The sequence below is a fragment of the Thermosphaera sp. genome, from assembly GCA_038827615.1.
In the GTDB taxonomy this organism is placed as follows: domain Archaea; phylum Thermoproteota; class Thermoprotei_A; order Sulfolobales; family Desulfurococcaceae; genus Thermosphaera.
In genome coordinates, this window is the sequence record JAWBNK010000001.1 from 769,298 (window position 1) to 793,448 (window position 24,151).

23 protein-coding genes are annotated in these 24,151 nt (G+C 43.0%); 14 read left to right on the forward strand and 9 right to left on the reverse strand.

The window, feature by feature from the left end; all coding sequences use genetic code 11:
* From QXH45_04205 to QXH45_04215, 3 genes are read left to right on the forward strand one after another with little or no spacing between them, the layout of a single operon-like run.
* Positions 1-2,784 carry an AAA family ATPase gene (locus QXH45_04205; protein MEM2078450.1) on the forward strand — a complete coding sequence of 928 codons (2,784 nt, stop codon included), beginning with the start codon at positions 1-3 and terminating at the stop codon, positions 2,782-2,784.
* On the forward strand, positions 2,781-4,019 hold the full coding sequence (locus QXH45_04210; protein MEM2078451.1) for a DNA double-strand break repair nuclease NurA: 1,239 nt from the start codon (positions 2,781-2,783) through the stop codon (positions 4,017-4,019). The genes QXH45_04205 and QXH45_04210 overlap by 4 nt, the downstream gene beginning before the upstream one ends.
* A gap of 51 nt (positions 4,020-4,070) precedes the next feature.
* Complete coding sequence (locus QXH45_04215) at positions 4,071-5,624, forward strand: ATP-binding protein (GenBank protein ID MEM2078452.1); 1,554 nt, start codon at positions 4,071-4,073, stop codon at positions 5,622-5,624.
* A gap of 28 nt (positions 5,625-5,652) precedes the next feature.
* Here the strand turns inward: QXH45_04215 and QXH45_04220 are convergent, their stop codons facing one another.
* The 4 genes from QXH45_04220 to QXH45_04235 all read right to left on the reverse strand — a co-directional run bounded on the left by QXH45_04220 (position 5,653) and on the right by QXH45_04235 (position 8,097).
* On the reverse strand, positions 5,653-6,105 hold the full coding sequence (locus tag QXH45_04220) for a hypothetical protein (GenBank protein ID MEM2078453.1): 453 nt from the start codon (positions 6,103-6,105) through the stop codon (positions 5,653-5,655).
* Positions 6,106-6,236: 131 nt separating this feature from the next.
* On the reverse strand, positions 6,237-6,452 hold the full coding sequence (locus tag QXH45_04225) for a hypothetical protein (protein ID MEM2078454.1): 216 nt from the start codon (positions 6,450-6,452) through the stop codon (positions 6,237-6,239).
* An 880-nt stretch (positions 6,453-7,332) separates the two neighbouring features.
* On the reverse strand, positions 7,333-7,518 hold the full coding sequence (locus tag QXH45_04230; GenBank protein MEM2078455.1) for an ATP-binding cassette domain-containing protein: 186 nt from the start codon (positions 7,516-7,518) through the stop codon (positions 7,333-7,335).
* Between the two features lie 147 nt (positions 7,519-7,665).
* Positions 7,666-8,097: a 4Fe-4S ferredoxin gene (locus QXH45_04235; GenBank protein MEM2078456.1), complete on the reverse strand. Its 432-nt coding sequence runs from the start codon at positions 8,095-8,097 to the stop codon at positions 7,666-7,668.
* 99 nt (positions 8,098-8,196) lie between these two features.
* Between QXH45_04235 and QXH45_04240 the strand changes: the two genes are divergently transcribed.
* Positions 8,197-9,036, forward strand: coding sequence for a nitrilase-related carbon-nitrogen hydrolase (locus QXH45_04240; GenBank protein ID MEM2078457.1), 840 nt, complete (start codon positions 8,197-8,199; stop codon positions 9,034-9,036).
* A gap of 69 nt (positions 9,037-9,105) precedes the next feature.
* Here QXH45_04240 and QXH45_04245 read toward each other — a convergent pair whose 3' ends face one another.
* Together QXH45_04245 and mvk are read right to left on the reverse strand one after the other, a co-directional pair.
* Positions 9,106-9,525: a hypothetical protein gene (locus tag QXH45_04245; protein MEM2078458.1), complete on the reverse strand. Its 420-nt coding sequence runs from the start codon at positions 9,523-9,525 to the stop codon at positions 9,106-9,108.
* Between the two features lie 81 nt (positions 9,526-9,606).
* Positions 9,607-10,539, reverse strand: coding sequence for a mevalonate kinase (gene mvk / locus QXH45_04250; GenBank protein MEM2078459.1), 933 nt, complete (start codon positions 10,537-10,539; stop codon positions 9,607-9,609).
* Between the two features lie 87 nt (positions 10,540-10,626).
* Between mvk and QXH45_04255 the strand changes: the two genes are divergently transcribed.
* Both QXH45_04255 and QXH45_04260 read left to right on the forward strand, forming a co-directional pair.
* A complete protein-coding gene (locus QXH45_04255) occupies positions 10,627-11,463 on the forward strand; it encodes an Mrp/NBP35 family ATP-binding protein (protein MEM2078460.1) in 837 nt (278 codons plus the stop codon).
* A gap of 17 nt (positions 11,464-11,480) precedes the next feature.
* Entirely contained in the window at positions 11,481-12,176 is a 696-nt protein-coding gene (locus QXH45_04260; protein MEM2078461.1) for a hypothetical protein, read from the forward strand.
* Here QXH45_04260 and QXH45_04265 read toward each other — a convergent pair.
* The 3 genes from QXH45_04265 to argF form a co-directional block, all read right to left on the reverse strand.
* Entirely contained in the window at positions 12,173-12,712 is a 540-nt protein-coding gene (locus QXH45_04265; protein MEM2078462.1) for a hypothetical protein, read from the reverse strand. The two genes, QXH45_04260 and QXH45_04265, sit on opposite strands and share 4 nt — an antisense overlap.
* A gap of 55 nt (positions 12,713-12,767) precedes the next feature.
* Positions 12,768-15,197, reverse strand: coding sequence for an STT3 domain-containing protein (locus QXH45_04270; GenBank protein MEM2078463.1), 2,430 nt, complete (start codon positions 15,195-15,197; stop codon positions 12,768-12,770).
* 121 nt (positions 15,198-15,318) lie between these two features.
* A complete protein-coding gene (gene argF, locus QXH45_04275; GenBank protein MEM2078464.1) occupies positions 15,319-16,263 on the reverse strand; it encodes an ornithine carbamoyltransferase in 945 nt (314 codons plus the stop codon).
* A gap of 75 nt (positions 16,264-16,338) precedes the next feature.
* Here argF and QXH45_04280 point away from each other — a divergent pair, with 75 nt between their 5' ends.
* The 8 genes from QXH45_04280 (at position 16,339) to QXH45_04315 (ending at position 24,096) form a co-directional block, all read left to right on the forward strand.
* Positions 16,339-17,403: a DUF711 family protein gene (locus QXH45_04280; GenBank protein ID MEM2078465.1), complete on the forward strand. Its 1,065-nt coding sequence runs from the start codon at positions 16,339-16,341 to the stop codon at positions 17,401-17,403.
* 114 nt (positions 17,404-17,517) lie between these two features.
* Positions 17,518-18,591: an ornithine carbamoyltransferase gene (locus QXH45_04285; protein ID MEM2078466.1), complete on the forward strand. Its 1,074-nt coding sequence runs from the start codon at positions 17,518-17,520 to the stop codon at positions 18,589-18,591.
* A 74-nt stretch (positions 18,592-18,665) separates the two neighbouring features.
* Entirely contained in the window at positions 18,666-19,586 is a 921-nt protein-coding gene (locus QXH45_04290) for a hypothetical protein (protein MEM2078467.1), read from the forward strand.
* Positions 19,587-19,592: 6 nt separating this feature from the next.
* A complete protein-coding gene (locus QXH45_04295; protein MEM2078468.1) occupies positions 19,593-20,372 on the forward strand; it encodes a radical SAM protein in 780 nt (259 codons plus the stop codon).
* 14 nt (positions 20,373-20,386) lie between these two features.
* A complete protein-coding gene (gene arcC, locus QXH45_04300) occupies positions 20,387-21,385 on the forward strand; it encodes a carbamate kinase (GenBank protein ID MEM2078469.1) in 999 nt (332 codons plus the stop codon).
* An 87-nt stretch (positions 21,386-21,472) separates the two neighbouring features.
* The gene (locus QXH45_04305; protein MEM2078470.1) at positions 21,473-22,357 is read left to right on the forward strand and encodes a DMT family transporter; all 885 of its coding nucleotides are present in this window, start codon (positions 21,473-21,475) and stop codon (positions 22,355-22,357) included.
* A 36-nt stretch (positions 22,358-22,393) separates the two neighbouring features.
* Positions 22,394-23,782 (forward strand): amidohydrolase family protein, encoded by a 1,389-nt coding sequence (locus tag QXH45_04310; protein ID MEM2078471.1) that lies wholly within the window; start codon positions 22,394-22,396, stop codon positions 23,780-23,782.
* Between the two features lie 128 nt (positions 23,783-23,910).
* Entirely contained in the window at positions 23,911-24,096 is a 186-nt protein-coding gene (locus QXH45_04315) for a chromatin protein Cren7 (protein ID MEM2078472.1), read from the forward strand.
* Positions 24,097-24,151 lie beyond the last annotated feature (55 nt).

The window sequence follows — 24,151 nt, forward strand, 5'->3', positions numbered from 1 at the left end:
GTGAACTCTAAGAGTTATCCTTTAATCATTAGGAGAGTAATCCTAGAAGACTTCTTAAGCCACAAAGACTCAAACATCCAGTTCGATGAAGGAGTAAACGTCATTATAGGGGAGAATGGGGCTGGAAAATCGAGCATCCTGGAAGCCATTTACTATGCTCTCACAAGCGAAAAGTGGCGGGCTGGGAAGATAGAAGATTTAGTGAACAAGAATTCTCAAAACGCTAGAGTAATACTAGAATTCGAGTACGAGGGACACGAGTTTAGAATCGAGAAAGAGATTGGAAGGGACAGAAAGGCTTTCCTTTTCAAAGACGGAAAGCTGATTGCTGACCGTGTTGAAAGTGTAAAGAAGACCCTAAAGGAGTTGATAAGATTAGATCCTGAAAAGCTTAACGGAGTCGCAATAGTGGCGCAAGGAGGCTTAACTGAGTTGTTCACCCAAACCAAACCCTCGGAGAGGAAGGAAAGAGTTGACGAGCTATTGGGATTAAATGTTTACGAAGAGATCGGTGAAAAGATTAAAGAAATATGCCTAGAAGTCTCAGAGGACATTGGTACATTTTGCCCCTCGCAAAGCGATATTAATCGGTTGGAGACAGTAAAAAAGAGGTTTACGGAGGCTTACAAAGAACTGTTGAAAAAGAGGAGGGAGAAAGATGAAGCCATTGCTAGGTGCGAAAGGATCATCACTGAAGTTAAGAATAAAATAATCGCCGAGGGCCTTCGCGAGAAAGCCTCAAGGCTGGACGAATTATCACGTGAACGAGATGAGCTGGTCCAAGTAAAATCGAGGGTTGAGGAAAGCATCTTTCGTCTAAGGGAAGATAAGAAAGAGCTCGAGAAAGAAATACTAGCTAATGAAAATGCTCTGAGAGAAATAAACGCGGAGTTGAAGGATCTCGAGGAGGCCTCCGCCTTAGCCTCGGTGATCGACAAGTTCGAAACCCTCGTTAAAATTTACGGAGAAATCAGAAGCAGGAAACAAATCCTCGAGTCAAAGGAAAGGGAGTTAAGCAATCTTAACCGCATTGAGCATCGTTACCGAGAATTAGCTGGAAAATACGGTAGCTTAGAGGCCCTGGAAGACCTCATATTGGGGCTCGAGGGGAACCTTGATGAAGCGAGGAGACGCCTAGGGGAGTTGAATGATGAGATAGGGAGGGAGAGAGGGCTCCTTGAGAAGTTGAAGACAGATATTGAGAAGTATAAAAGAGAGTTCACGAGATTGGCCAAGGAGGCACTTTTCGATGGTAATGAAGCCCTCATGAATATAGACTACCTCGAAAAGATTCATGAGGAGATAAAGAATGCTCTCTCGCAACTAAAAGAAGATCTTCGGAGGCTAATGGAGAGAGAGTCCGATACAAGAAGCCGGCTGGGGGATTATGAGAACAAAATTTTGATTCTATCAAAGTCTACGGAGCCCAAGTGCCCAGTTTGCGGAAGGCCTTTAGATGATGATCACAGGAGAAGGCTACTCGAAGAATTGGAAAAAATGGTAGAAGAAGCTCGCTCACTGTTGACTAAGCTAGAAAGTGATCGAAAGAGGATTGAAACCAGGGATCTCCCAGAGATCGAGAGTAAACTCGACATCATCGAGAAGATTAAAGAAACTTTGAAATCCCTCCTAGATAATCAGGAAGCTCTCAAAGAACACGAAAGGAGGGTTGATGAGTTATCCAAGCTCAAAGCAAACCTAGAGCAAAGCGTCAGAGAACTTGAGAACAGAATTAAAACTCTGGAGAAAGATAGAAGCGAATGGCGAAATCTCTCCCAAATATATGACTCCGAATATCACTCTCGCTTAAGGGAAGAGGTTGAAACCCTAAGGCAGGACATAAGGAACCTCGAGGATAAAGCCGGACTATTTAAGAAAGACCTGGCAATGATATTGAGAATTCCTCTCGAAATCTTTGACTCGCAATTCGAATCTATCGAGAGGAGGTTTAGAGAAGCCGCGGAGGCTAGGGAAAGATTAATTCTATTAAGACATAAAAAGGAGACGATAGAAAACAACTTGATAAATAGCCGTGAGAAGCTTAAGAAGAAGAATGAAGAGTTAAAGCTTCTGGAGACTGAGCTAGAAAGAATTTGCGACAAGCTTGAAGCTGTTGAAAAGGAGGTGAAAAACGCTGAGAACGCTAGGGAATTGTTGAGCAAACTCGAATACGAGATAAAGAGTAATGAAATGCTCCTCCAACAGCATCGTTTGGATAGGGAAGAAATCGATGAGGAGTTGAAAAAACTCCGTGAAAAAGCGTTTAAAGCTAACGACGCAATTAAGAAGTTACTCATTCTCTACTGGCTTAAGAATAATTTGTTCCACAAGGACGGTTTGCCAAAATACTTGCGGAAGCACTACGTAGAGGTTATGAGCAGGATAATGGAAAGTCTAAGTGACGTTTTCGACCTAGGATTTGAATCAATTCAAATAGATGAAGAATACAGTATAAGGGTTAAACTATCAAGAATCCGTGGAGAGTTTACAGTAGGACAGCTGAGTGGGGGCGAGAAGGTGGCTATTAGCATCCTAGCATTGCTGGCCATAAACCAGATAGTAACTCAGGGCAACATAGGATTCTTAGCACTGGACGAACCGACCGAGTACCTTGATGAAGAGAGGAGACGAGACCTTGTGGAGTTGTTGAAAAAGTTTAGAAGAGGGGAAAACATCCCTCAAATAATAGTTGTCACTCACGACAACGAACTGGTTGAAGCAGCAAATATTGTGTATAGAGTAGTGAAAGTTGAATTCTCAAAAGTAGTGAGGGAGGAATCTTGAGAGATTATCTCCTCGAGCTAGCCTTGCGCAGATGGAATAAGATATCCACCTACATAAACACGATAAGTCTCGAAGACTACAGGGAGATTGCAAAGAGACTATGGATGGATTATAAACCCGTGTCAAGAGACGTTGAAAGTTTCATAGCTGTCGATGGAAGCAGTAATTTATTGAACCTAAGAGACTTCAGTGTGTACAGTGTTATCGGTTATGGAGTTGAGAAGACGTCAAAAGGCATTGCTCAAAGAATGGTTGGGGATATAGGAGTCTTAGCATTCCCCAGAACCTCTGATATCGCCAGAGTGCTACGGGAGATATGTGAGTTGAAAACAGCTTTGATGAGCGATCAGGAAAGAGTATTAGTTGATGGGAGCCTAACATCTCTTCTCATAAATCCTGAACCCATGGCAGGATTCATCAAGTTCGAAGATGCTTATGCCGGAACCATCAAAGAGCTTGGAGAGGAGGTGTTTGACGAGCTCTGGTCACGTCTTCGTGTCCAGGTCGAAGAATTAAAAGAGAGCACAGTGTACTATGAAGATCCTTTTGTGTCAAGACTTATTCTCGAGAATAAAAATATAGACCGATCAACCGGCGAGATGGCCCTCGTCCTTTTAGTATTCATTGAAAAATTACTCTCACTCCGTATCCTGTTGGAGAAGACTGTCGGTAAAGAACCCGATGGCTCTGTGGTATTTATCTCTAAAACAAGCAGAAGTAAACTATATTATGAGAGGTTCATTAAACAAGACCTGAGTAAAGCCAGCATTGCTGGTGGTAAAACGATCACTCCTAGCGACATGTCGATCTTCGGAGAGCTAATTATAAATGAAGGCTTCTCTCGGCCAATCATATTGGAAGAAGTAGGATTCGTTAAAACCCTGCCGTCTAAAGGAGTGCTTAAATCATTGATAGGGGATTTCTACAGCAACGTTGGACTCATTCTATCCTATGTTCGTTTACTGCGGGGAGGTCCTGTCGTGAAATTGGAGATACCATTCAGCAACAAATATAAAATGGATGAGGAAAAGGCGGCGGCCATCGTTAAAAACGTGGTTGACCACGTATATCCACTATCTTACAACGGATATCCCTATCCCCTTCTACAGGCAGATAAGTTGAGCAAAATCACTAGAGATGACATTATAGCTATAGCCTACACTCTCAAGGTTCTTCCACATTGGAGCGGGAGAGAAGTTCTTGGTGAATGGGTCCTATATTATGATGAGGATTAGATTTTTCCCAATTTTTAAGATTAGCTTACTATTGGAAAATGGTGTGATAGCATGAAAATAATTGGAAATGTAATTGGTGAGACGACCCATTCACGCGTAGTATTCACTTCGCTCGAGCCTCCAAGAGTTGGGGAATACGTCCTAGTCTCATACAGGAATGGGGAGAGAGAGGATTTGGCCCTTGCAATGGTTGAGGTGTCGAAAATTGGAAACCCGTTACTCTCTGTTCCCCATATAAAGCCTGACTACGTTGCTAAAGCATCCGCTCTCGGCGCTGACATGGTTGAATATAATATTGGAGTCGCAAGGATATTGAGCTGGGTAGATTCTCTCATAGAGAGGGGGGTAGTGGAAACCCCAAAATATCCTCCAAAACCGGGGACCCCAGTGTATAAAGCCGAGAGCAAGATCCTGGAAGAAATATTTTCGAGGAACGGGGATGGATGGGTTAGGATAGGGGTGTTGGTCAATCATCCCGAGGTGAAGGTTTCAATAGATGTAAACGCCATAATCTCTAGGCACCTGGCAATTCTCGCTGTAACAGGTGCAGGAAAGTCTAACACCGTTGGTGTCTTAGTTGACCGCATTGTCAATGAGTTGAACGGTACGATTGTTTTATTTGATATGCACAACGAGTATGGGGAAATAGCAGGCGAGAATACAAACATTGTCGAGCCAAAGATTCATCCAAGCAAGATAAGGCTCGGCGAATTATTTAAGCTGTTGAATCTCGATGAGAAAGCACATAAGCAGAGAATGTATCTTAGAAGAGCCTTTAATGAGGTGAAAAAGAAGGGGATTGATTCGAAGGAACCAGAGAAGTTTCTCGAAGAGATTGCTGGGACTCTTATGGGTTTCTTGAATAGCTCTGAGGGGTCTTCAATAGTTAGTAGAGATAAGGCGAGCGTGTTAGATGTGATCTCGAAGCTTGAAGATTTTAGAGACGAGTATGAGGGGAGAGTCATTACTGTAGATGCTCCTCCTGATATCACGGATGCGATCAAACCAGGAAAGGCAAATATTTTCAGATTGGGAGGAGTTAGTGAGGAAGTCGCTGATGTAATCGTTTACCATTATCTGAGCTGGCTCCTCGAAGAGAGGAAGCGCTACACGTCGACTGGGAAAGGATATCCAGTCCCTGTTTTAGGAATAATTGAGGAAGCACACATACTCTTGCCAGCGGACAGGGCGACCATGGCAAAAAGCATAGCTAGCAAAATAGCGAGAGAAGGGAGGAAGTTCGGCATTGGACTCTGCCTTGTGAGCCAACGCCCAAAGAAGCTCGATGAAGACTCGCTAAGCCAGACCAATAATAAAATTATTCTCCGGCTTATTGAACCCGGGGACCAGAGCTACGTTCAACAGGCCAGCGAAGCTTTGAGCGATGAGCTACTTGAACTTCTACCAAGCTTGAATGTAGGCGAGGCCGTCGTACTAGGTATGATGACGCCTTTGCCAGCTATAGTCAAAATAGATAGAGCATCACGAAAGATCGGCGGAGGTGATATTAAAGCCCATTTCGAGTGGAAAAAATATGTGGAAGCGGCAGAAAGCGCGTCGAAAGAGGCCAGTAGGTACATCATAGTACCTGTAACGTTTGATTAAGCCTCCCGCACACGTATTAATAACACAGTTATTTTATCCTTGAGTATTCCGTAGCTGCAACGATGAGTATTCCTACTGAGAAAGCAATAGGGGCGAAATAGAACATTGTTTCATCAAGAAACATGGATGCCAAATAGTAGGACGACCACACGGGTATAAAGAGGAGAAGGTACGCTACAATATAAACGAAAATGGTTCGAGACAGCTTCATGTAGAATGAACCGGTGAAAACCCTTTCTCCTTCGAGCTTGAAGAGCAACCATAATTCGAGCAGGATGAGACCTGGTACATGGAGTAATGTGAACACGGTATTCAAGACCTCTAGGCTTACCCTGGAAATTCTAGCGGAGATTAAAACAAAATAAGAAAGATAGGTGAAGAAATACTCTAATATTCCCATTATTGCCAAAGTCTTAAAGATTGTCCTTAATGTTAGTGGTAATGTTCTCATATACTCATGCCCGAACGCTTCAACGCTCAAGATGATCGGGGAAAACCATCATCCCCAGTGATATAGTTTGAACGCCCAGAACCGGATTACCGGGGTAAGTCAAACTACTGATTAGTGCAAGAGCAAACGGCAAGAAAAACGCTATAGAGTAACCTGGAAACCTAAGAATCGTTTTTAAGTATTTTCTCAACAACGCTATCGTCAATGATTGCTGGGAAAAACCTTATACAGAGGCTTTGATTCTTGAAACTTTGACCTTTGTTACCTACTCTTGAAGACGTTGATAATCTCGCTAATTCCTTGTATATGTTTATCAGGCTGAGAAAACCCAGCAAGATATATCCGATAGAGAAGAGCGCGGATATGGCAGTTGACAATCCATCTCTGACATTTGAATAGAAGTTGAAAGGAAAAAATAGCGCTTAGTAACAGGTTATTATCAATAACATGCGTAAAGAACCATGTAGTCACCCACTTACTAAAACTTTCAATATAAAATTTGAGCGAGATCAAAAGAGTGATGGATAATGCATAGACAGAAGATACGACATACCTTGCTCTTACGCTTCCAACTTTTCCGAGTAAGAGATAAAATGCCTTGGATATGAGCATTGACATTCCTAGCTCATATGATATTGTTAGAAAACTGACCAGGAGTTGAATCATCACGATGCTTAAACTCCTGGTTGAAAGCAGAATTGCTATCGTGGTGGATCCGAGAAACGAGATTACTATTTTATCGTATAATCTTAGGTGCAACAGCGATAGAATAAATCGTATGTGATTACTATTCAGAGGTAGTGTTCCAAAAATTTCGGAAATCCCCAACACATATAATCCTACCATGTTTTGAACTTCAAGGAAATCAATTATGACAATAGTGATCAAAGAGGTTAATGATGCAAAGTTTGCCCACAGGGTAAATAAATGGATAGCCTCAGTGTCCTTAGCCATGATCCGTTTCCCGCTCTAGGCTTTTGTGGGTTTTCCATGGGGCGGGTTGTGCCTCCTACCCCGCGGTCCACCGTGGTCACCGACCACTCCACGCAGGAGTCATGAGCACCCTTCGAGCCCAACGGCACGGGGCTCACATCTAGATGTCTTGAAACACTTCTCATCATCGTGAAGAAATCCCACGAAAACCTTCATAAACCAAACGCATCAAAACAGTTGCACACCCTGTAGGCAACAACCAGGACGTCGAACTCATGCTTCTTAGCCATATCAAGAGCCTTCCTCGGTCCTCTCCTATCTCGTTCAACCCGCTGGCAACATCCCTATCTTGTTCTTCACCCTGAAATCAACCCAGGGGTTCACACACAGAACTTTCACTTCACCCGTCTCCGGCTTATGTATCCCTACAATACTCTTGATAATCGACGTTTTCCCAGCTCCATTAGATCCGAGTATGCAGTAGACGTCTCCGGCACAGATACGTAGCAATACCGTATTAACTGCGGTAAAACTACCATATTTGACTACGAGGTTCGAACGGATAGCAAAGGACCCCTACACATGCCACTCCACTTTGCTGTTTTATTAAGTCGATGATTTAAAAACAGTTCAACTCTTATTTCGAGGGCATTGACACTAATGTTCATTAGGATCAGCAAGTCTGCTGATCTTGGATAGAAACCGGCTTTTCTTAACAGTATCTTGATCTACCCATACCAGTTGTCCATTGATATACACGAGATGCCTTCTCTCGCATTTTGGTTTACACGTCTTGAATACTTCTTCAACCATCCAGTGAATCTGCGTGCAGTGCATGCTTCCGTCGACTGTTAACACAGCTAATTCGTCGTACTCTCCACGAGCTAATATACCCGCAAGCTTAAACCCTACCATATTAACATGTTCGGCCTCTGGACACACAGATAATAAACAATATTCTCTCTCAAACTCTTTGAGAACGCTTGGATGCTCCTCCTGCATGCATCTGCTGAATATCATAATTTTCTTCTTATCCCTGATAACCCGGCTTTTGGCATTAGTGTCTAAAAGTCTTGGATACCTATCCAAATAATCCTACCTCCACTGAGGTTATTGGCTTTCAAGGTTTATTTCATCACACTATTTAATAAACTATGAGACAAATATGTATCGAAAAGGGAGCCAGTGATGGAGTTAGTTATCGGGATTGTCCAAGCAGACTTTAATGGTACTCCTTTAGAGAACTCCGAGAAAACTTTCAGAATAGTGACAAGTAAGCATAAGGAGGCAGAACTCGTTATCCTTCCCGAATACAGCATGTTAAATCCATTGAAATTCAACACGCCCGAGGAAGTTTATGCTTACAGTGAGGTTATCGAGAGAAGCACTTTTTTAGATAAAATTAAAAGACTCGCTGAAACCCTAAGCATACACATTATTGCCAATATAATTGAGAAAACTGACAAACCTCCTCTATCCAGAAACACAAGCGTTTTAGTTAAAAACGATGGAGAAGTTGTTCCCCTGTACAGCAAGATCCACTTGTTCGATGCTCTAGGTTACAGAGAGTCGAAATATTTCTTGCCGGGAGACGCGCCTAGCAAGTTCTTGAATATACGAAACTTCAGGATCTCCGTCGCTGTATGCTATGACTTGAGGTTCCCAGAACTATTTAGGTTTTACGCATTGAACGGGGCTGACGCGGTGTTTGTTCAAGCGGGATGGGTTAAGGGATTGTTGAAAGAAGAGGTTCTCGACAAGCTTTCCTCGGTGAGAGCCCACGAAAATACCATGTACTTGGTGCTAGCGGATCAGGTGGGAGATTTCTTCGTTGGCAGGAGCGGCGTCTTCAACCCATTAGGCTATAGGGAGTTAGATATGGGAGTGATTGAGGATTACAGAGAGTTTACGCTGGAGCTTGATAAGGTTAAGATGGCAAGAGAGAGACTACCGGTCATTAATCAGTCGAAGAAAAGGTGGGAGGTAAGAATGAAAGAACTTCATGAAAACCATTCTTCCGTGGAATGATATTTCCATAAATCAGATGCGTATCAAGCTAAAGAACTCAATTACTCTACGTGTTAGCGAGTAACTAAGTTATTGCTGGCTCAGCTTCTCATAGATCAGCTTGAAAAGCTCTTCACTCGAGAACACTAACTCCACATAGTCTTCATATTGCTTAATGACTAAACCTTCCACAGGGTTGGCAGGAGGGTCGGGAAGACTCGGGTCCGGTTTCTCCCTACCCTTATATATCCACCTTACCTTACTGGGAGCACTAGTCTTCTGGAGAGAATACCAGTACCTGCCGTAGTAATAGTACTTTACGCTCCCACCATCAGGCGTTCTACGCACGACCACGTGTACAGGTTTCAAGTAGTAATTTTTATCCTTTATTAAAGAATTATATGAATAAAATGCTGTCAAATATTCTGAGAGCAATAAGCTGATTTTCCTTAAAACCTCTGGTTTCTCCCTCACTCTTATCGAGTTCTTACGTGTACGGTCAACAATCATTTTAGTCAGCCCATGGGAGTTTAATCATCAATATCATTGACCACTATTTACATCATCCCTATTAAAGAATTGCGTACACCCTTAATTATCCTGAACTATCTTCACTCCTTCATAATCGGGTATAACCCTGAATGCTAGAAAACCTTCTTCTGCGAGCTCGTCAATAATGGCCGTGGATACTGTCCTATCAGCTAATCCTATAACAATGCCACCTCTTCCAGCACCACTCAGCTTGGCTCCATAGCATCCTTTATCCAATAGTCTGTGGACAAGCATGTCATTGGACTTGTGCGAGACTCCTATGCTCCACAATAACCCGTGATTAATAAGCATTAATCGTCCAAGAGATTCATAATCGCCATCGATAAGAGACCTCAATGATTCTTCGACTAGATGTGAAGCGGCTTCGTATACATGATCAAATATTTCCGGATACCTATCGTAAAGTTTCAATACATCTTCAACGATATTGCCCGTAACTCTCCTAATGTTCGTGTTAACAATTACGAAGTCTACATCCTCCTTCAATTTTGCATTGATTCTGTGGAAAACCCCTCCCTGATACTTAATGAATCCTCCATATGTTGCCAATGTGTTATCAATACCGCTCGGCTTTGAATGAATTTCTTTCTCTCCTTCGAAGGCGATGCCGTTGACGAGTTCTTTATCCGGTTTCAAACCACATAACGTGAAATAAGCATGTGTGAAGGCCACGTTGATAGCGGCTGATGAACCCATTCCACTACCTATTGGGATCTCCGAGTCGATCGACACCCTGATTTTATCACTGCACTTGTAGTTCTCTCGGACGATTAACGTGATTTTCATCAATGCTCTATAGAGCGGGGAGTCCTGCCTTATTAACCCAAGCTGCCTCGACATGATCTCTGATTCTCCTTCTTCAATGCACACTTTAACGTATTTTGATACTGCGAGCCCTATCGCGGGAGCTCCTTTGACAACAAAGTGCTCTCCCACCAGGATTATTTTGCCCGGCGCTACGCTACAGATCATCCTTCTCAGCTCCAACCATTATAACATTGATATAGATATTTAAGACATTAACTAAATACTTCTAAACAGTTAATATAGGCTGAGAAAATGAGTGATTATAAGAAAATACCTTTTAAACCTGCGTTCAACCTGGTAAACGAGGTAGAGAGAAAACTCAGAAACTACAAGTATAAAATATTGATTCTTAGTGGAAAGGGAGGCGTGGGTAAAACCTTCTTATCTTCAATGTTATCCCTAGCGCTTGCTGAAAAAGGGCGAAAGGTTGCCCTCTTGGACGGTGATATTCACGGATCATCAGTACCATCAGTCCTAGGGTTGCATGGAACCAGACATTATGCTGATGAAGAAGGCAATATCTTGCCAGTTATTGGTCCTCTTGGAATCAAGGTCGTCGCAGTGAATCTAATGCTAGACTCTCCAGACCTTCCAGTTGTCTGGAGGGGGCCGCTCGTCTCGAAGGCGATTGTAGAACTGTTAAGCAAGGTTAGGTGGGATAGCGGGGATTATCTCATAGTCGACTTGCCCCCGGGTACAGGAGATGTTATAATAACCCTTACTCAGTCAATACCGTCGATTACGGGCGCGATTATAGTGACTGCTCCGAACATGTTGTCTGAAACAATAGTCGCAAAAGCAATCAATTTCGTTGCCAAATACAATGTGAGAATGCTTGGAATAGTCGAGAACATGAGCTATTTTAAGTGTCCTCATTGCGGAAGAATTTCACAGGTATTAGGCAAGTCCACGGGCGAGGAGTTGGCGGCTAAGTACGGAACAAGGCTATTGGCTAAGATCCCCATAGACCCCTTAATAAATGAGTCAATCGACAAAGGCATGCCTTACATTCTAATCAACCATGAAGGGGAGGCATCAAAAGCCATAAAAAGTCTAGCAGATGAATTAATAAGGATAGTCGAATCATAATAATGAATTCGAAGCGAATGAGATGCAATGGGGAGGTTCTAGTGGAAGCCTCAGAGAGTTTCAACAAGAAGCCAAATTGGGTGTTAATAAAGGAAGTTGCTGAGGAATTATATAGATCGGGTAAAATAGCCTTCACCAGAAAAGAGTTGGCTTCAAAAGCGCATGAAAAGGATCCCTCAAGATCCGAGATGAGCCTTGATTTCGAGGTAGACTTAGTAACTGTGAATAGTAGCAGTAAGGACAAGTACAAAGATCCCGAAAAATTGTTCTTATTCAGGCTAGATAGAGGAAGGTACACGTTATACAACCCAGAAGAACATGGTGAATTAGACAAGTACACTGGGATTCAACGCGTATCCGCCACTAGGAAGCAGGTCTTGAAAGAAGTTCTCGAAGAATTGGAGAGGCTCGGATACGAGGCGAGCGAAAATAAATATGCGAAAGCTCTTCAACCAGACATCATAGCTTCAACAGATGATAGCAAAACCGGAGTGTGGGTTATTGATCCAGGAGTTGACACGGCTTCCCAGTATAAGAGCCTAGCCTACGCAATAGGATCCTGCATGCTTAATAGAGGCTACAATGAATATCTCATAGTACTACCGGAGGATCTTCACAAGAGGATTACACAAGATATTATTGATGCTCTCAAACCATTCAACGTTAGATTCGTACCTATAAGAGAAGAGAGAAAATACACGCTTCAAATTTAAACAGTCAAATCTACTTCCAATCTCTTCTTCATAACCTCTCGAGCCTCCTCAAGAATTTTCCTCACATCCTGCGGGTTTGCCTCTACTGGTCCAGAATAACTTGAAGAGCCAATGTGGCTTATCTCGCTCATTTCCCGAACAGATTCCTCAAGGCCCATCATTATCATGTTCAATTCTGGGAGGTTTGCCTCGGGCAAGCTTTTGAGCTCACCGACGATAGAAGTTAGCTCTTTTGATAGATCGTTAAACTCTCTCATGTTAATAGCATATTGAAGCGATAAATCTATTTTTTCAACCACTAGCTTGATCGTCGTTAGACGTGAAATCAGCTTATCTAGACGGGCTATTTCCTCAGCATATTTTTTCGACAGGTATTTCTCATTTCTTGACTGTAGATCAACCATTCTCTCAAATAATGCGTTTCTCCGCTCGCTAATTCTGTCAACCAACACCTCTAACCTGTTACCTAGAAGCCTGACCTTGTATAGTGTTTCAATAGCGTTTTTTAAAGGATCTCTAGGCTTCGCTCTAAACACTTCGCTGCACCGAGATTATAATCGTTAAAGAACGATTTAAAAACCGTGGGATAAGCTACGGGGGTATCCCCACTTCATAGACAAATCCAACACTGTAGAGAACGCCCTCGAGAGTTCCATATGGGTTATCAGGATCGCGGACGCCGACTTTCACGATCTCCCCTGTCCTTGGATCGTAGAATGGTTCAGCTATTATTGAGAACGGTTTAAAATATGTATCGTTGAGTAAGGGCCTCTCCTGTATTTTAATGATTATTGGGTTTGAAATGCCGAGAGTTATGTCGAGCCCCAGAACCTCCTTAATCCTGTTAACGTTGGATGTGCTTAACGGGGATGCCGTCCCCCCGTACCACGCGAAGATGCTTGTCTTGTTCCTTGACCCTGCCCAATAGAGCATTCCGTCAACCATCATTTTGTACAAGAGGGGTAGCTTCTGGGGTTCATCGAACCTGGGGGTTATGTATTGATTACCCAGTAAGACCAGGTATTCTGATGTCAGCGGGTAAGAAATATCCACGCCGTTTAAACGCAATACATCAACGGTTGCATTACCGATTCTAATCATCCAAACACTCTTCGGAATATCTATTCCACCCGGCATACTTGAACCTGGGAATAGAACCGGCCACACGATTATTCTCTCATTATCTTCATATACCGCGAAAAGTTCTAAAGTTAAGACGTATGTTTTACCTGGCGGGGCGTTGAAGAGAGTTGCCAATTCAGCCGCTTTAGTGGTGTTAACAGATGTCAAGAACAAGCCTAGAATGCCTATCTGAGTAAAGTTTAATGTAGAACCATCAGCAACCGATGCCCTTCCCCCATCTACACTTATCCCATACCCATAGTCCCACCACGAAATCACTAAACCGTCTTCCGGGATTTCGTTTCGCAAAGTCTCAACGATCTTGTACCATGAATCGCTTTTCAAAGCAAGATTGGAGTTACCTGCTCTAAGAGTGTATACTACTGAAGAGTTAGCTTGATAATCTAAGTAAGCTATGTGGGAAGCGTTGACGAGGAATAAAATCAAGGCAGCGAGAATTATTACTCTGTTTGATCTAGCTGTCAACCTAACTCTTCCTCTCTTGAAGTCCGCGAGTTCCTGTGGAGTCGGAATAAGTCTGCTGATTAGTAAGCCTAGAAATACTCCAGACACGATCGTACCTAGATACGATGCTATGGCTATCATATACGCGGCGTTAAGATACGAATAAAACGCTAGCAAGAAGCCAAGGGATATGAGCAGTGTTTGAGGACGCGGCTTATATAGAATCATGTACAGAGCACCTATGACTGAAAGAAATAGAGGAGATAAGGGAAACAGTAGGGACCATGGAAACACTGGGTCAAGTCCCCAGCTTCTAAGCATTTGAAGCATTGATCCAGCACTGGATAAGGGAGACTGGTGTTCCGCAATGCTCTGAACAAGGGGATCGGCAGGGATGAATCTAAGCCCAAGGGCCCATGCCCATCTACCACCTACATCTAAGACCCCCATTGTAATAGCTAGAGCACCCCCTATCACTAGAAAAATCAGCAACAGAAAGTATCTTTTCTTAGAGAGCACTGGTTTTTTAAACCCAAGTCTTTTGAAGTCTATCGATAGGTAGTAATAGATAGTTGGTATAGCGCAACCTGCTAGAATCGGCCAACCAATTCCTGAGAACCTTAGTGGATAAAAACCTAGTTGATTAAAGGTGGATGGTGATGGAATTGTGAGTATCATCGACAATACTATTATGAACCAGTGTATTTGTATAAACTTCGGATCGAAATCCTTCCCTGCGAATAATGGATAAAGGATAAAATACGCAACAAATACTCCGAGCAAAAATACGTATCCTCCCCACAACCATCCAACAATACTTAAGAATAAGGCGCTTAGAGAACCATACAAGAATATTTTTCCACGATTAGATTCTGCGATACAGGAGATGGTTTTACCATAGAAGTAAAGGAACATAAATATGAAGAATATTGATATACCCTCCTTCTCGACGAAACCTATTAACGTCCTATCGTTGGCAGCCGGAAGGAATGCTAAGAGGAGCGACGTCATCAATCCAGCGATCTTATTCCCACCGGACAACTGTGTTGCAGCCAAGTAAGCCGCGATTATTCCGAGAAATGTGAATATCAAAGGTTGAATAACGGCCCATTGTTTGAGGGTCAATCCCGTGTGCTGGACTAGGTAATACGTCCCTCCTATCCACATGGGCAGGAATGGGTAGCTGGAATATATTATATCTCTGCCCCATGGATACCAGAATATGTGTGTTGCAGGATTTTCCCTAGTCAAAGTATACCATGAAAGGATGCCGTTTTCATAAACGTACTTCGCCTGCCAGTACTCGATATAGGAGTCGTATTCAAAGAATTCAAAACCATTGGTATAGTAGGGGACAAACCTAACGTATATTCCATAGGTTAAAATAAATGCTAGAAGACTGATCAGCAATAAGGTGTTTAGGCGAGGTTTCAAGGAGATTAAACCGTAAACCCGGTAAATGAACTTATTAATTTTCATGCTCAACTCAAATCACCGGTCAAACCATTCGGTTTAGGAAATATATGGGTTGTAATTTAAAAAATCTATTCCACCATCAAGGGATAGTAAGGGCTAGAATGGCTTTTTGTGCATGTTTTCTATTCTCGGCTTGATCCCATACAACACTCCATTTGCCATCGATAACCTCGTTAACAACTTCCTCACCCCTGTGCGCTGGGAGACAGTGCATGAAAATTGCATCGGGCTTTGCCTTGCTCATCAGGTCGACAGTGACCCTGTATGGTTCGAGATCTCTCACCCTCCTCTCTCGCTCCTTATCTTGTCCCATACTCACCCAGACGTCTGTGTAAACCACGTCAGCATTTTCAACGGCCTCGTAAGGATCTCGGATTATTTCATAGGACCCGCCGTTGGGTGTTGCGAATTCATTAAACAATTTTACAACACTAGGATGCGGGTCATATCCCTTGGGAGATGCGATAATCGTCTTCCCACCCAGAATGCCAACAGCCAACATCAAACTATGTAGCACATTGTCTCCTCCGTCGCCAACGAACACTATTTTCAACCTTGAGATGTCTCTTCCCTTCTTCTCAATGATTGTCAATACGTCACTCAACGCCTGAGCGGGATGGTGTAAATCGCTTAATCCATTGATCACTGGTACGCGTGAATATTCGGCAAGCTTCTCAATCTTCTGGTGCTCAAACACTCTAGCCATGATTCCGTCGACATATCTTGATAACACTCTCGCCGTATCTTCTATGGTTTCTCCGCGGGCTAGTTGGAGCTCGTTTGAACTTAGGTATAAAGCGTCTCCACCCAGTTCCTTCATCGCCGTTTCAAAGCTTATCCTAGTCCTTGTACTTGGTTTCTCAAAGATCATGGCTAAGTGGCGTCCAACGAGCACAGGTATGACTCGCTCCCCTGCAAGGTATCGTTGTTTTAGTTGAAGTGCTGTATCAATCATGAACCATAATTCTTCCTTAGTGTACTCAGTTAGAGTTAGAAAATCTCTCCCTTTGAGACTGGTCACCATGGGGACACCAATATCTCTCATCCTAGGGAAGACTAATATATTTGAATCAATCTTAAAGCTTCTAAGGGCTTGAACATGGAGGATCTTACGGTTAGAGCTGTAACCTATTTTGCAACCTCGAACCACTTCAACACCGCATTGAGTGAGTTCGAAGAAGCTAGTCATCTACTCCGTTCCGTTGAAAAGCTCATTGTACGTCATGGATTTAGCGTTTTCACCAAGCGTGTCTCTTTTCCAACCCTCACCATTGACGTTGCAGAAAAACTTGTTGAGTACGTCTCAGGTTCAGACATGCTGGTGTCAATAGGGTATCAGAGTATTAAAAAACTCCGTGTAGAAGACGCAGTACACTTTACAAGTAATGGGGCATACTTGCCTATACTGTATAGTGGCGAAGACCCTATCGAATTCGCTGACAAGTCATCTAAAATCATCGTGAAATCAGCCGAGAACCATCCCTTAAACGCCACCAGGATAGCCTTGGGATTCCATACAAAGAAGTTCGTTACCCCATATTTCCCTGATTCCTCGAGTGATAGAAACGTTAAATTAGCACTAGCTTTTCTATATCCGAACGCTATTTTAAGAGAGATTGAATCCGGGAAAACGCTTGAGGAATCCTTCAGAAAGGTTTTCTTGGTTTTCGAAGAGTTATCCAGCATAGTGGAGGGGGAACTAGGTTTACCAGTTAAGGTAGACTATAGCTTGTCTCCTTGGATGGATCACAGCGTTGCGAGATTAATAGAACAACTTGGATGTAGGGTAAATGCTCCAGGGGTTAATTATTCTATTTTCAAAGTCAACGATATGATATTGAAACACTTGAATAAGCAACGGGCCGTAGGGTTCAACGAGGTAATGTTACCTTACGCTGAGGACTCTCTTCTGATAACCTATGGTTCCAAAGGATTAATTAGAGCGAGAGATTTCCTTTTATACGCATCAACATGCGTAGCAGGGGTTGACATGGTTGTTGTCCCAAGTGACCTGGAAAAACTTAGAAATTTAATACTCGATAGTCTTTCCATTAGAATGGTTAAGAAAAAACCTTTCTCTTTCAGAGCCATCCCCGTCTCAGGGAAGCCTGGCGAGTGGGTGAAGCTTGGAAAATTTGGAGATGCCGTAATACTCGAGTATTGAATTTTATTATGCAATCATATTCATTAGGAGCAATACTGGGTTAAGATTTCGCTACTATATTTATATATTGTGCAAAAACGTATTATATAAGTGTAATAAATTGGTGAAATGTGAATGGGCAGAGGAAAGCCTTGGTTCGTTGGTCTTCTGCACGGACAAGACTGGCTGTCAAACTACGACCACGACATTGATACTGTATTTAAAGTGTTGAAAGCGGCCCGAGAGTTAAGAGAAATGTATCATAATGGGATAAGGAAGGTCACGTGGCTAGATGGAAAAATGCTGTATCTCATCTTCTACAACAAGAGCCTCAGGACGAGAAACAGTTTCCAGACGGGCATATATCAGCTTGGGGGACAGGCTACATACATCAGCCCCGATCAAGTATATGCCCCCACCTTACCAGAAGACATGGTTCCATATCAAACCGAGGCTATTAGCGACGTAGCCAGAGTGTTAAGCAGGTATGGTGATGGCATCGCAATAAGGATTTACGGAGATGCCGCAAAATGGATCATTGGAAGGGGTCACAAGATCATTAGAGAGTTTGCAAAATGGGCAGACATACCTGTTCTCAACATGGAAGATGACGTCTGGCATCCATTCCAAGCCTTAGCAGATGCTCAGGCGGCTTTTGATGCACTTGGATGGCCGAAAGACCTTAGGGGAAAGAAGGTTGTTGTGAGCTATGCATATAGTGGAGGGTTGAAGCCCCTCGCAGTTCCGCAGGACGTGGCCGCCATGTTTGCTATGATGGGTGCTGATGTATACGTTGCTCATCCGCCAGGTTTCGAGTTAATGGATGAGGCTATGAACAAGGCGAGGGAATATGCGAAACACTGGGGCTCTGAGTTCAAGATCGTCTACGACATGGATGAAGCCTTCGAGGGGGCAACCATAGTGTATCCAAAAGCGTGGAGCCCGAAGGGATTCTTCCCACCCTATAATAGCGTTGTCGACAAAGAAGGTGCTAAGGCTTATCAAGATAAGTTTAAGAATTGGATCGTGACAAGAGAGAGGCTTGAGAAGGCTGGTAAACCTTACTATATGCACTGTGGACCTGCTGATAGAGGGCAAGAAGTTACCGACGAGGTATTGGACTCGTACGAGAAAAGTCTGTACTTCGAGGAAGCCGAAAACAGGCTCCATGTTCAGAAGGCCGTCATGGCAATGACTCTAGGAGAGTAATCATTCATTCATAATTGTTTTTATATCTCTCTCCTTCTATTCTTTTCTAACATACTTCTAGTGCCTGATGGAATATGAAGATAAAGGGAATACATTATGGTTTAACACTATTGTACTCTTATCTACTGCCCTTCTTCGATATCCGAGAAACCCGTTACGGATTCGAATTCGTTAAACGCTACGGAAGCCTCCAAGGAATTAAATGCCAATTTAACGAAGATGACTTGCTCACCCAGTGCGAGATTCCTCCAAACATCGGGATAGGAACAGAAGTATTAAACGATGCTTTAGGCTTATCCATGAAAAAACCTTTTGAACAATTGTGTTACATGGCTGATCTATATGAGGGCGAATGTTTAGCGAATCAACTCACGTTAATGTTTAATCCTTTAGATGCCAGAGATGTACTCAAAGTTATAGTTCTATCGCGTAATACTGATTACTATTATAATACAGTAAGATGGGCTAGACAGATATTTTCAGGAAAGATGTCACCAGAGGATTTTTCTTCTTACATCCCCAAAACCCTTTCACATCTAAATGGAAACCTAGATCGATTATCGTTCAATGCCCCCACTCCAAGACTGATAAGAGGTTTACTGTCAATTGAAAGCATTGGCCCTAAGACTGTATCAGCCCTCCTTCTCCACGGGTATGGAAAAACCCGTTATGCCCCTATAGACAGGCACTTTGAGAAGATGCTTTCTAACCTTCTGAAAGTACGTCAGCCTTCGAAGAAGTATTGCATAGAGAATTCATTGCGGTGTGAAAAATGTTCAATAAGTGCAAAGTGCAAGTACGGAGTATCCTTAAAACTGTTCGGAGAGTACAATGGTATCATTCAATCTATGTCCTACGTTGCTGCTAGATTGAAAACCCGTAGGAGCCCTCTAGAAAAAACGCTCGTTAAGAACGTGAAAGACTTTAAGTCTATAGACAGGTTCTTAAGCATTTTAGTGAAGAAATTTACTGGGAGAGCTTGTGAAAGAGATTGATACGAGATGAGAGGTTACAATCCTATAGAGCTTTCAGACATTACCAGGAGGTTAGTGTGTAGAGTGACCCAAAAGGGCGAGGAGAGAAAATACTACAGGTTTAGGGGAGGACGGTGGTATGGCGGGGTCGCCACTGGTGACGTTGTTGGATGTAATCTCAGATGTAAATTCTGCTGGAGCTGGAGGTTCAGCCACTCCACAACAGGAGGCTGGTTTGAATCCATTGATTCAGCTTTCAGTAAACTCGTTCACATAGCGGAGAAAAACAATTATTACTACGTGAGACTGAGTGGCGGGGAACCTACATTATCAAGGGAGCATTTATTGGGTCTCATGAAGCTCCTCTCAGAGACAAAATACACGTTCATTCTAGAGACAAACGGCATTCTATTGGGATATGACGAATCTTACGCTGCCGAGATATCTAGATTTTCAAATATTGCTGTGAGAGTTAGTTTTAAAGGCACAACACCTGACGAGTTTCACCTTTTGACTGGCGCAAACCCTAGTTTTTTCTCCATTCAACTTAGAAGTCTCGAAAACTTAATTACAAGTGGTCTTCAGCCATGTAAAGACTTTTATCCAGCCGTGATGCTTAGTTTCTCGAAACCAGAGTCTTATGTCGAGTTTAAGGAGAGACTTAAAGCGCTGTCTCCGAGACTAGCTTCTTGCATAGACGAAGAGTATGTAATACTATATCCTCATGTAGTGGAGGTCTTAAGAAAATATAATTTAAAACCAACAATATCCTATTCCCCTGGCAGCGTCCCGGATTTCATGATTTAAAAGCCAATTGATAGATGAATATTGATATTAATGAAGGTGAAAACGTGGACTCTGGAGAAGTCGTAGTTGTAGCATTAGGGGGGAACGCGTTCCAAAGCAAGAACGATAAGGGCACTGTAGAAGAGTACTGGAACAACGCGTATAAGTCAGCTGAATTCATAACTAGACTCATTGAGGAAGGCTACAGAGTAGTGGTGACTCATGGAAATGGTCCACAAGTAGGGATCATCGCGGAATGGATGATGGCTGGTTTAAAGGAAAAGAATCTGCCTCCAATGAGCTTGGACATAGCAGGCGCTATGTCGCAAGGATGGCTAGGCTACTTGTTACAGCAAGCCCTTTACAATAAATTATTGGATAGGAAGCTTCTCGGTGAGAAAATTAAAGGAGTAGTAACAGTTGTCACGCAGACACTCGTGGACCGGAACGACCCAGCCTTCAAGGACCCCACTAAGTATATCGGACCATGGTATGAAAAAGATGAGGTCGAGAAGCTTGCAAAAGAGTTTGGTTGGACCTTTAAACCGGATCCCAGGGGAGGTTATAGAAGAGTAGTGCCCTCTCCTGACCCAGTGAGACAGATAGAAATCGATGCCATCAAAACACTGGTGTCTAACGGATTCATCGTCATTGCTGACGGTGGCGGTGGAATTCCAGTGTATGTTGAAGAGGACGGTAAGCTCAAAGGGATTGAGGCAGTCATAGATAAAGACCTTGGAGCAGAAAGAATGGCGGCCGCAGTGGGTGCCGACGTATTATTAATTTTGACTGATGTTGAAAAAGTATACCTCAACCACGGAAAACCCGATGCTAAACCCATTGATGAGATGACCGCCAGCGAAGCCTTAAAATATTATAAAGAGGGACATTTCAAACCTGGAAGCATGGGACCAAAAGTCCTAGCCGGAATAAGGTTCGTTCAAAACGGTGGAAAATTGGCAATCATTGCTCACTTAAGCCAGGCTTACGAGGCAATAAAAGGGAAGGCGGGCACAAGGATCCTCCCAGGATAAGACTGTTTTATACAACTTGCTTTTTTCTTTATAACTCTTCTATTATATCTCATAATGTTTAGTAATTAATGATAAGAGTGATAACGAATGCTCGACATAAACCGTATTTTAAAACTAAAAGGCTTTTTCTTCCTCGTCATGACGACCATCTTGTGGGGTACGTCTTTTTCTTTCATTAAACTATCTGTTGAGGAAATCTCGGGTTTCTCATATACGTTTTACCGCGGTATGTTTTCTCTCCTATTTCTGACACCACTGGTCACTAGAAAACTGCGAAAACGAGAATTCCATTTTAAAAGTTTGATAAATGGAATGTATACCGGAGTCGCTTATACCTCAGGACTTATGCTTCAGGGATTGGGGACCGCATACGTATCTCCCTCGACAAGTGCGTTCATCACTGGGCTTAATACGCTACATGTTCATCTCTATTCCGGAATTATAGCTAGAAAATATGGACTTACCCATGCTATCTCATTAGCCCTAGCCCTCTCTGGTCTTTACATTTTAACCAAGCCCCAGGACAGTGGAGGTTGGGGCGAGTTCCTCGTTTTCATAGGATCCATTGCATGGGCAGCTCAGATCATCCTAGTGAGCAAGTACAGCAGCGCTTCAATGCTCGAGTATCTTTATGGAATGTTCACTCCAACTCTCCTAATAGGTCCATACGTCCTGTTTTTTGAAAGAGGCGGGAGCCTGTCACCCTCCACGATGATCTACTTAGCTTACCTGGCGGCGGCGTGTTCTCTTGGAGCCACCTATTTCCAGGTCAAAGGACAGAAGTATGTCTCAGCTAGCTCTGCTGCAATAGTATTCTTGCTAGAACCGGTGTTTGCACTCTTATTCTCACTCCTCCTCGGCCTCGAAGCTCTAGCGTTGTACAAAGTGATTGGGGGGAGTCTCATAGTTCTTGCAACGTACGTGACCACCGTCGGCGAGATCAAAAGCGTGAATAAGACACAGCAGACTTAAAAACGCAGTGTCGGAAAAATATACAAGGTGGGATGATTGCGGGAAAAAGTCGATATTCTAATATCCAATGGATTGATAGTTACAATGGATAAGGAGAGAAGAATCATTGATAATGGATTCATAGCAATTAGCGGTGGACGAATCCTCGACATTGGGATTGGGGATGGACAAAACAAGTATATTGCCGAAGAACATATTGATGCCAAAAAACACGTAGTTATGCCTGGCCTTATGTGCGCTCACACACACTTCTATGGCCTGTTATTGACCGGTAGTCCATGGTTTTCCAGGATCGATCCGCCGACGGACTTTCAGCAAAATCTTCAAAGAATATGGTGGGCGCTTGACGTTCTACTCTCTCATGAGGATGCGTACGCTTCTGCTCTTATGGGGGCTATCGAGTTCGTGAAAACCGGGGTTACATTTTTCTTCGACAACATAAGTGCCCCTAACTCGATACACGGAGTTCTCGACTATATCGAGAAGGCCGTTAATGAAGTCGGAATACGTGGATACCTTAGTTTCGAGGCAACACAGAGACGAAAAATTGAAGAAGGCATTGAAGGTCTGAAAGAAAACGAGAGGTTTATTTTAAAGAATAACCTTGACGAGTCCAAAAAAGTAAAAGGAGCGATTTACCTCCACGCGAGTTTCACGGTATCAAACGACTTGTTCATTAAAGCGAGAGAGATGGCTGATAAGTATAACGCTCTTCTAGCAATACACGCCGAGGAAGGGTTGGTTGATGTCTACCATAATATTGAGAGATACGGTTTGCGCCCCATTGAAAGAATGTATAAACTGGGGTTCTTAAAGGACGATGTCATCCTTGTTCACGCTGTAAACACGACTGAAGACGAGCTGGATCTTGTCAAAAAAACTGGGGCACATGTTGCTCACAACCCGTTAAGCAATATGTTGAATGCCGTGGGAGTTGCGAAAATACCTGAGATGATCGAGAGAGGCATCAACGTAGGAATCGGGAACGATGGTTACATATTTGACCAATTCGAAAATATTCGTGCGACTTACCTATTACATAAGCTTTGGAAGAGAGACCCGAGAATAATGTCGCCTATGCAGGTCATTGAAATGGCTACTGTAAACGTCGCGAGGATGTTCAGGGTCGACTCCCAACTGGGGAGTCTGGAGAAGGGTAAAAAAGCTGATATTGTATTAATAAAGCCCGAGCTACCCTCAACTCCCGTCAACTCTCAAACCGTCTATGGACACTTGGTAAACTCCGTCAATAGTAGAGATGTCAAAAGCGTTATCGTCGACGGAAAATTGGTCATGAAAAACCGCGTCCTTCTAAATGTTGATGAAGAAAAGTCAATAGAGTATGTTCACAAGGTTGTTGAGAGGCTTTGGGATAGACTCTTGGAAAAAGGAGAGTACCAGATAGACGTTTTGGAAGCGATATGAGGGCTTAGTATAGTAGTTTCCAGTGTCTTAAATTTCCACAAGATGTTAAAGTGTTCAATATTCTTTTATTTTTTAAAAAGTAAAGTTATAAAAGCTTTCACAGTCTAAATATTCATGTGGTGAAAACCATGCCTTGCGATAAGCCAGTAAAGGTTAAGACTGCAAGCGGGAAAGAGTTAGAGTTAATCCCAAAAAAAGTTTGGCAACTCAACCCGCGCGGCAAAAAAGGAGTAAAGGTCGGCTTGTTCCAGGACCCTGAAACTGGGGCTTTCTTCAGAGCTAAAGTTCCTGAGGACTATCCATTATGTGGTTAACTTTTTTGGGTTTTTGACTCAATTACACACTTTCTTCTGGTTTCATAAAAGTTTT

Coding starts and splice junctions, on each gene's coding strand:
- QXH45_04290 (MEM2078467.1), top strand. CDS start 18,666: ATGAAGATAAAGGGAATACATTATGGTTTAACACTATTGTACTCTTAT.
- QXH45_04245 (MEM2078458.1), bottom strand. CDS start 9,525: ATGATTGTTGACCGTACACGTAAGAACTCGATAAGAGTGAGGGAGAAA.
- QXH45_04255 (MEM2078460.1), top strand. CDS start 10,627: ATGAGTGATTATAAGAAAATACCTTTTAAACCTGCGTTCAACCTGGTA.
- QXH45_04260 (MEM2078461.1), top strand. CDS start 11,481: ATGAGATGCAATGGGGAGGTTCTAGTGGAAGCCTCAGAGAGTTTCAAC.
- QXH45_04240 (MEM2078457.1), top strand. CDS start 8,197: ATGGAGTTAGTTATCGGGATTGTCCAAGCAGACTTTAATGGTACTCCT.
- QXH45_04305 (MEM2078470.1), top strand. CDS start 21,473: ATGCTCGACATAAACCGTATTTTAAAACTAAAAGGCTTTTTCTTCCTC.
- QXH45_04280 (MEM2078465.1), top strand. CDS start 16,339: ATGGAGGATCTTACGGTTAGAGCTGTAACCTATTTTGCAACCTCGAAC.
- QXH45_04295 (MEM2078468.1), top strand. CDS start 19,593: ATGAGAGGTTACAATCCTATAGAGCTTTCAGACATTACCAGGAGGTTA.
- QXH45_04215 (MEM2078452.1), top strand. CDS start 4,071: ATGAAAATAATTGGAAATGTAATTGGTGAGACGACCCATTCACGCGTA.
- argF (MEM2078464.1), bottom strand. CDS start 16,263: ATGGTGACCAGTCTCAAAGGGAGAGATTTTCTAACTCTAACTGAGTAC.
- arcC (MEM2078469.1), top strand. CDS start 20,387: ATGAATATTGATATTAATGAAGGTGAAAACGTGGACTCTGGAGAAGTC.
- mvk (MEM2078459.1), bottom strand. CDS start 10,539: ATGATCTGTAGCGTAGCGCCGGGCAAAATAATCCTGGTGGGAGAGCAC.
- QXH45_04315 (MEM2078472.1), top strand. CDS start 23,911: ATGCCTTGCGATAAGCCAGTAAAGGTTAAGACTGCAAGCGGGAAAGAG.
- QXH45_04285 (MEM2078466.1), top strand. CDS start 17,518: ATGGGCAGAGGAAAGCCTTGGTTCGTTGGTCTTCTGCACGGACAAGAC.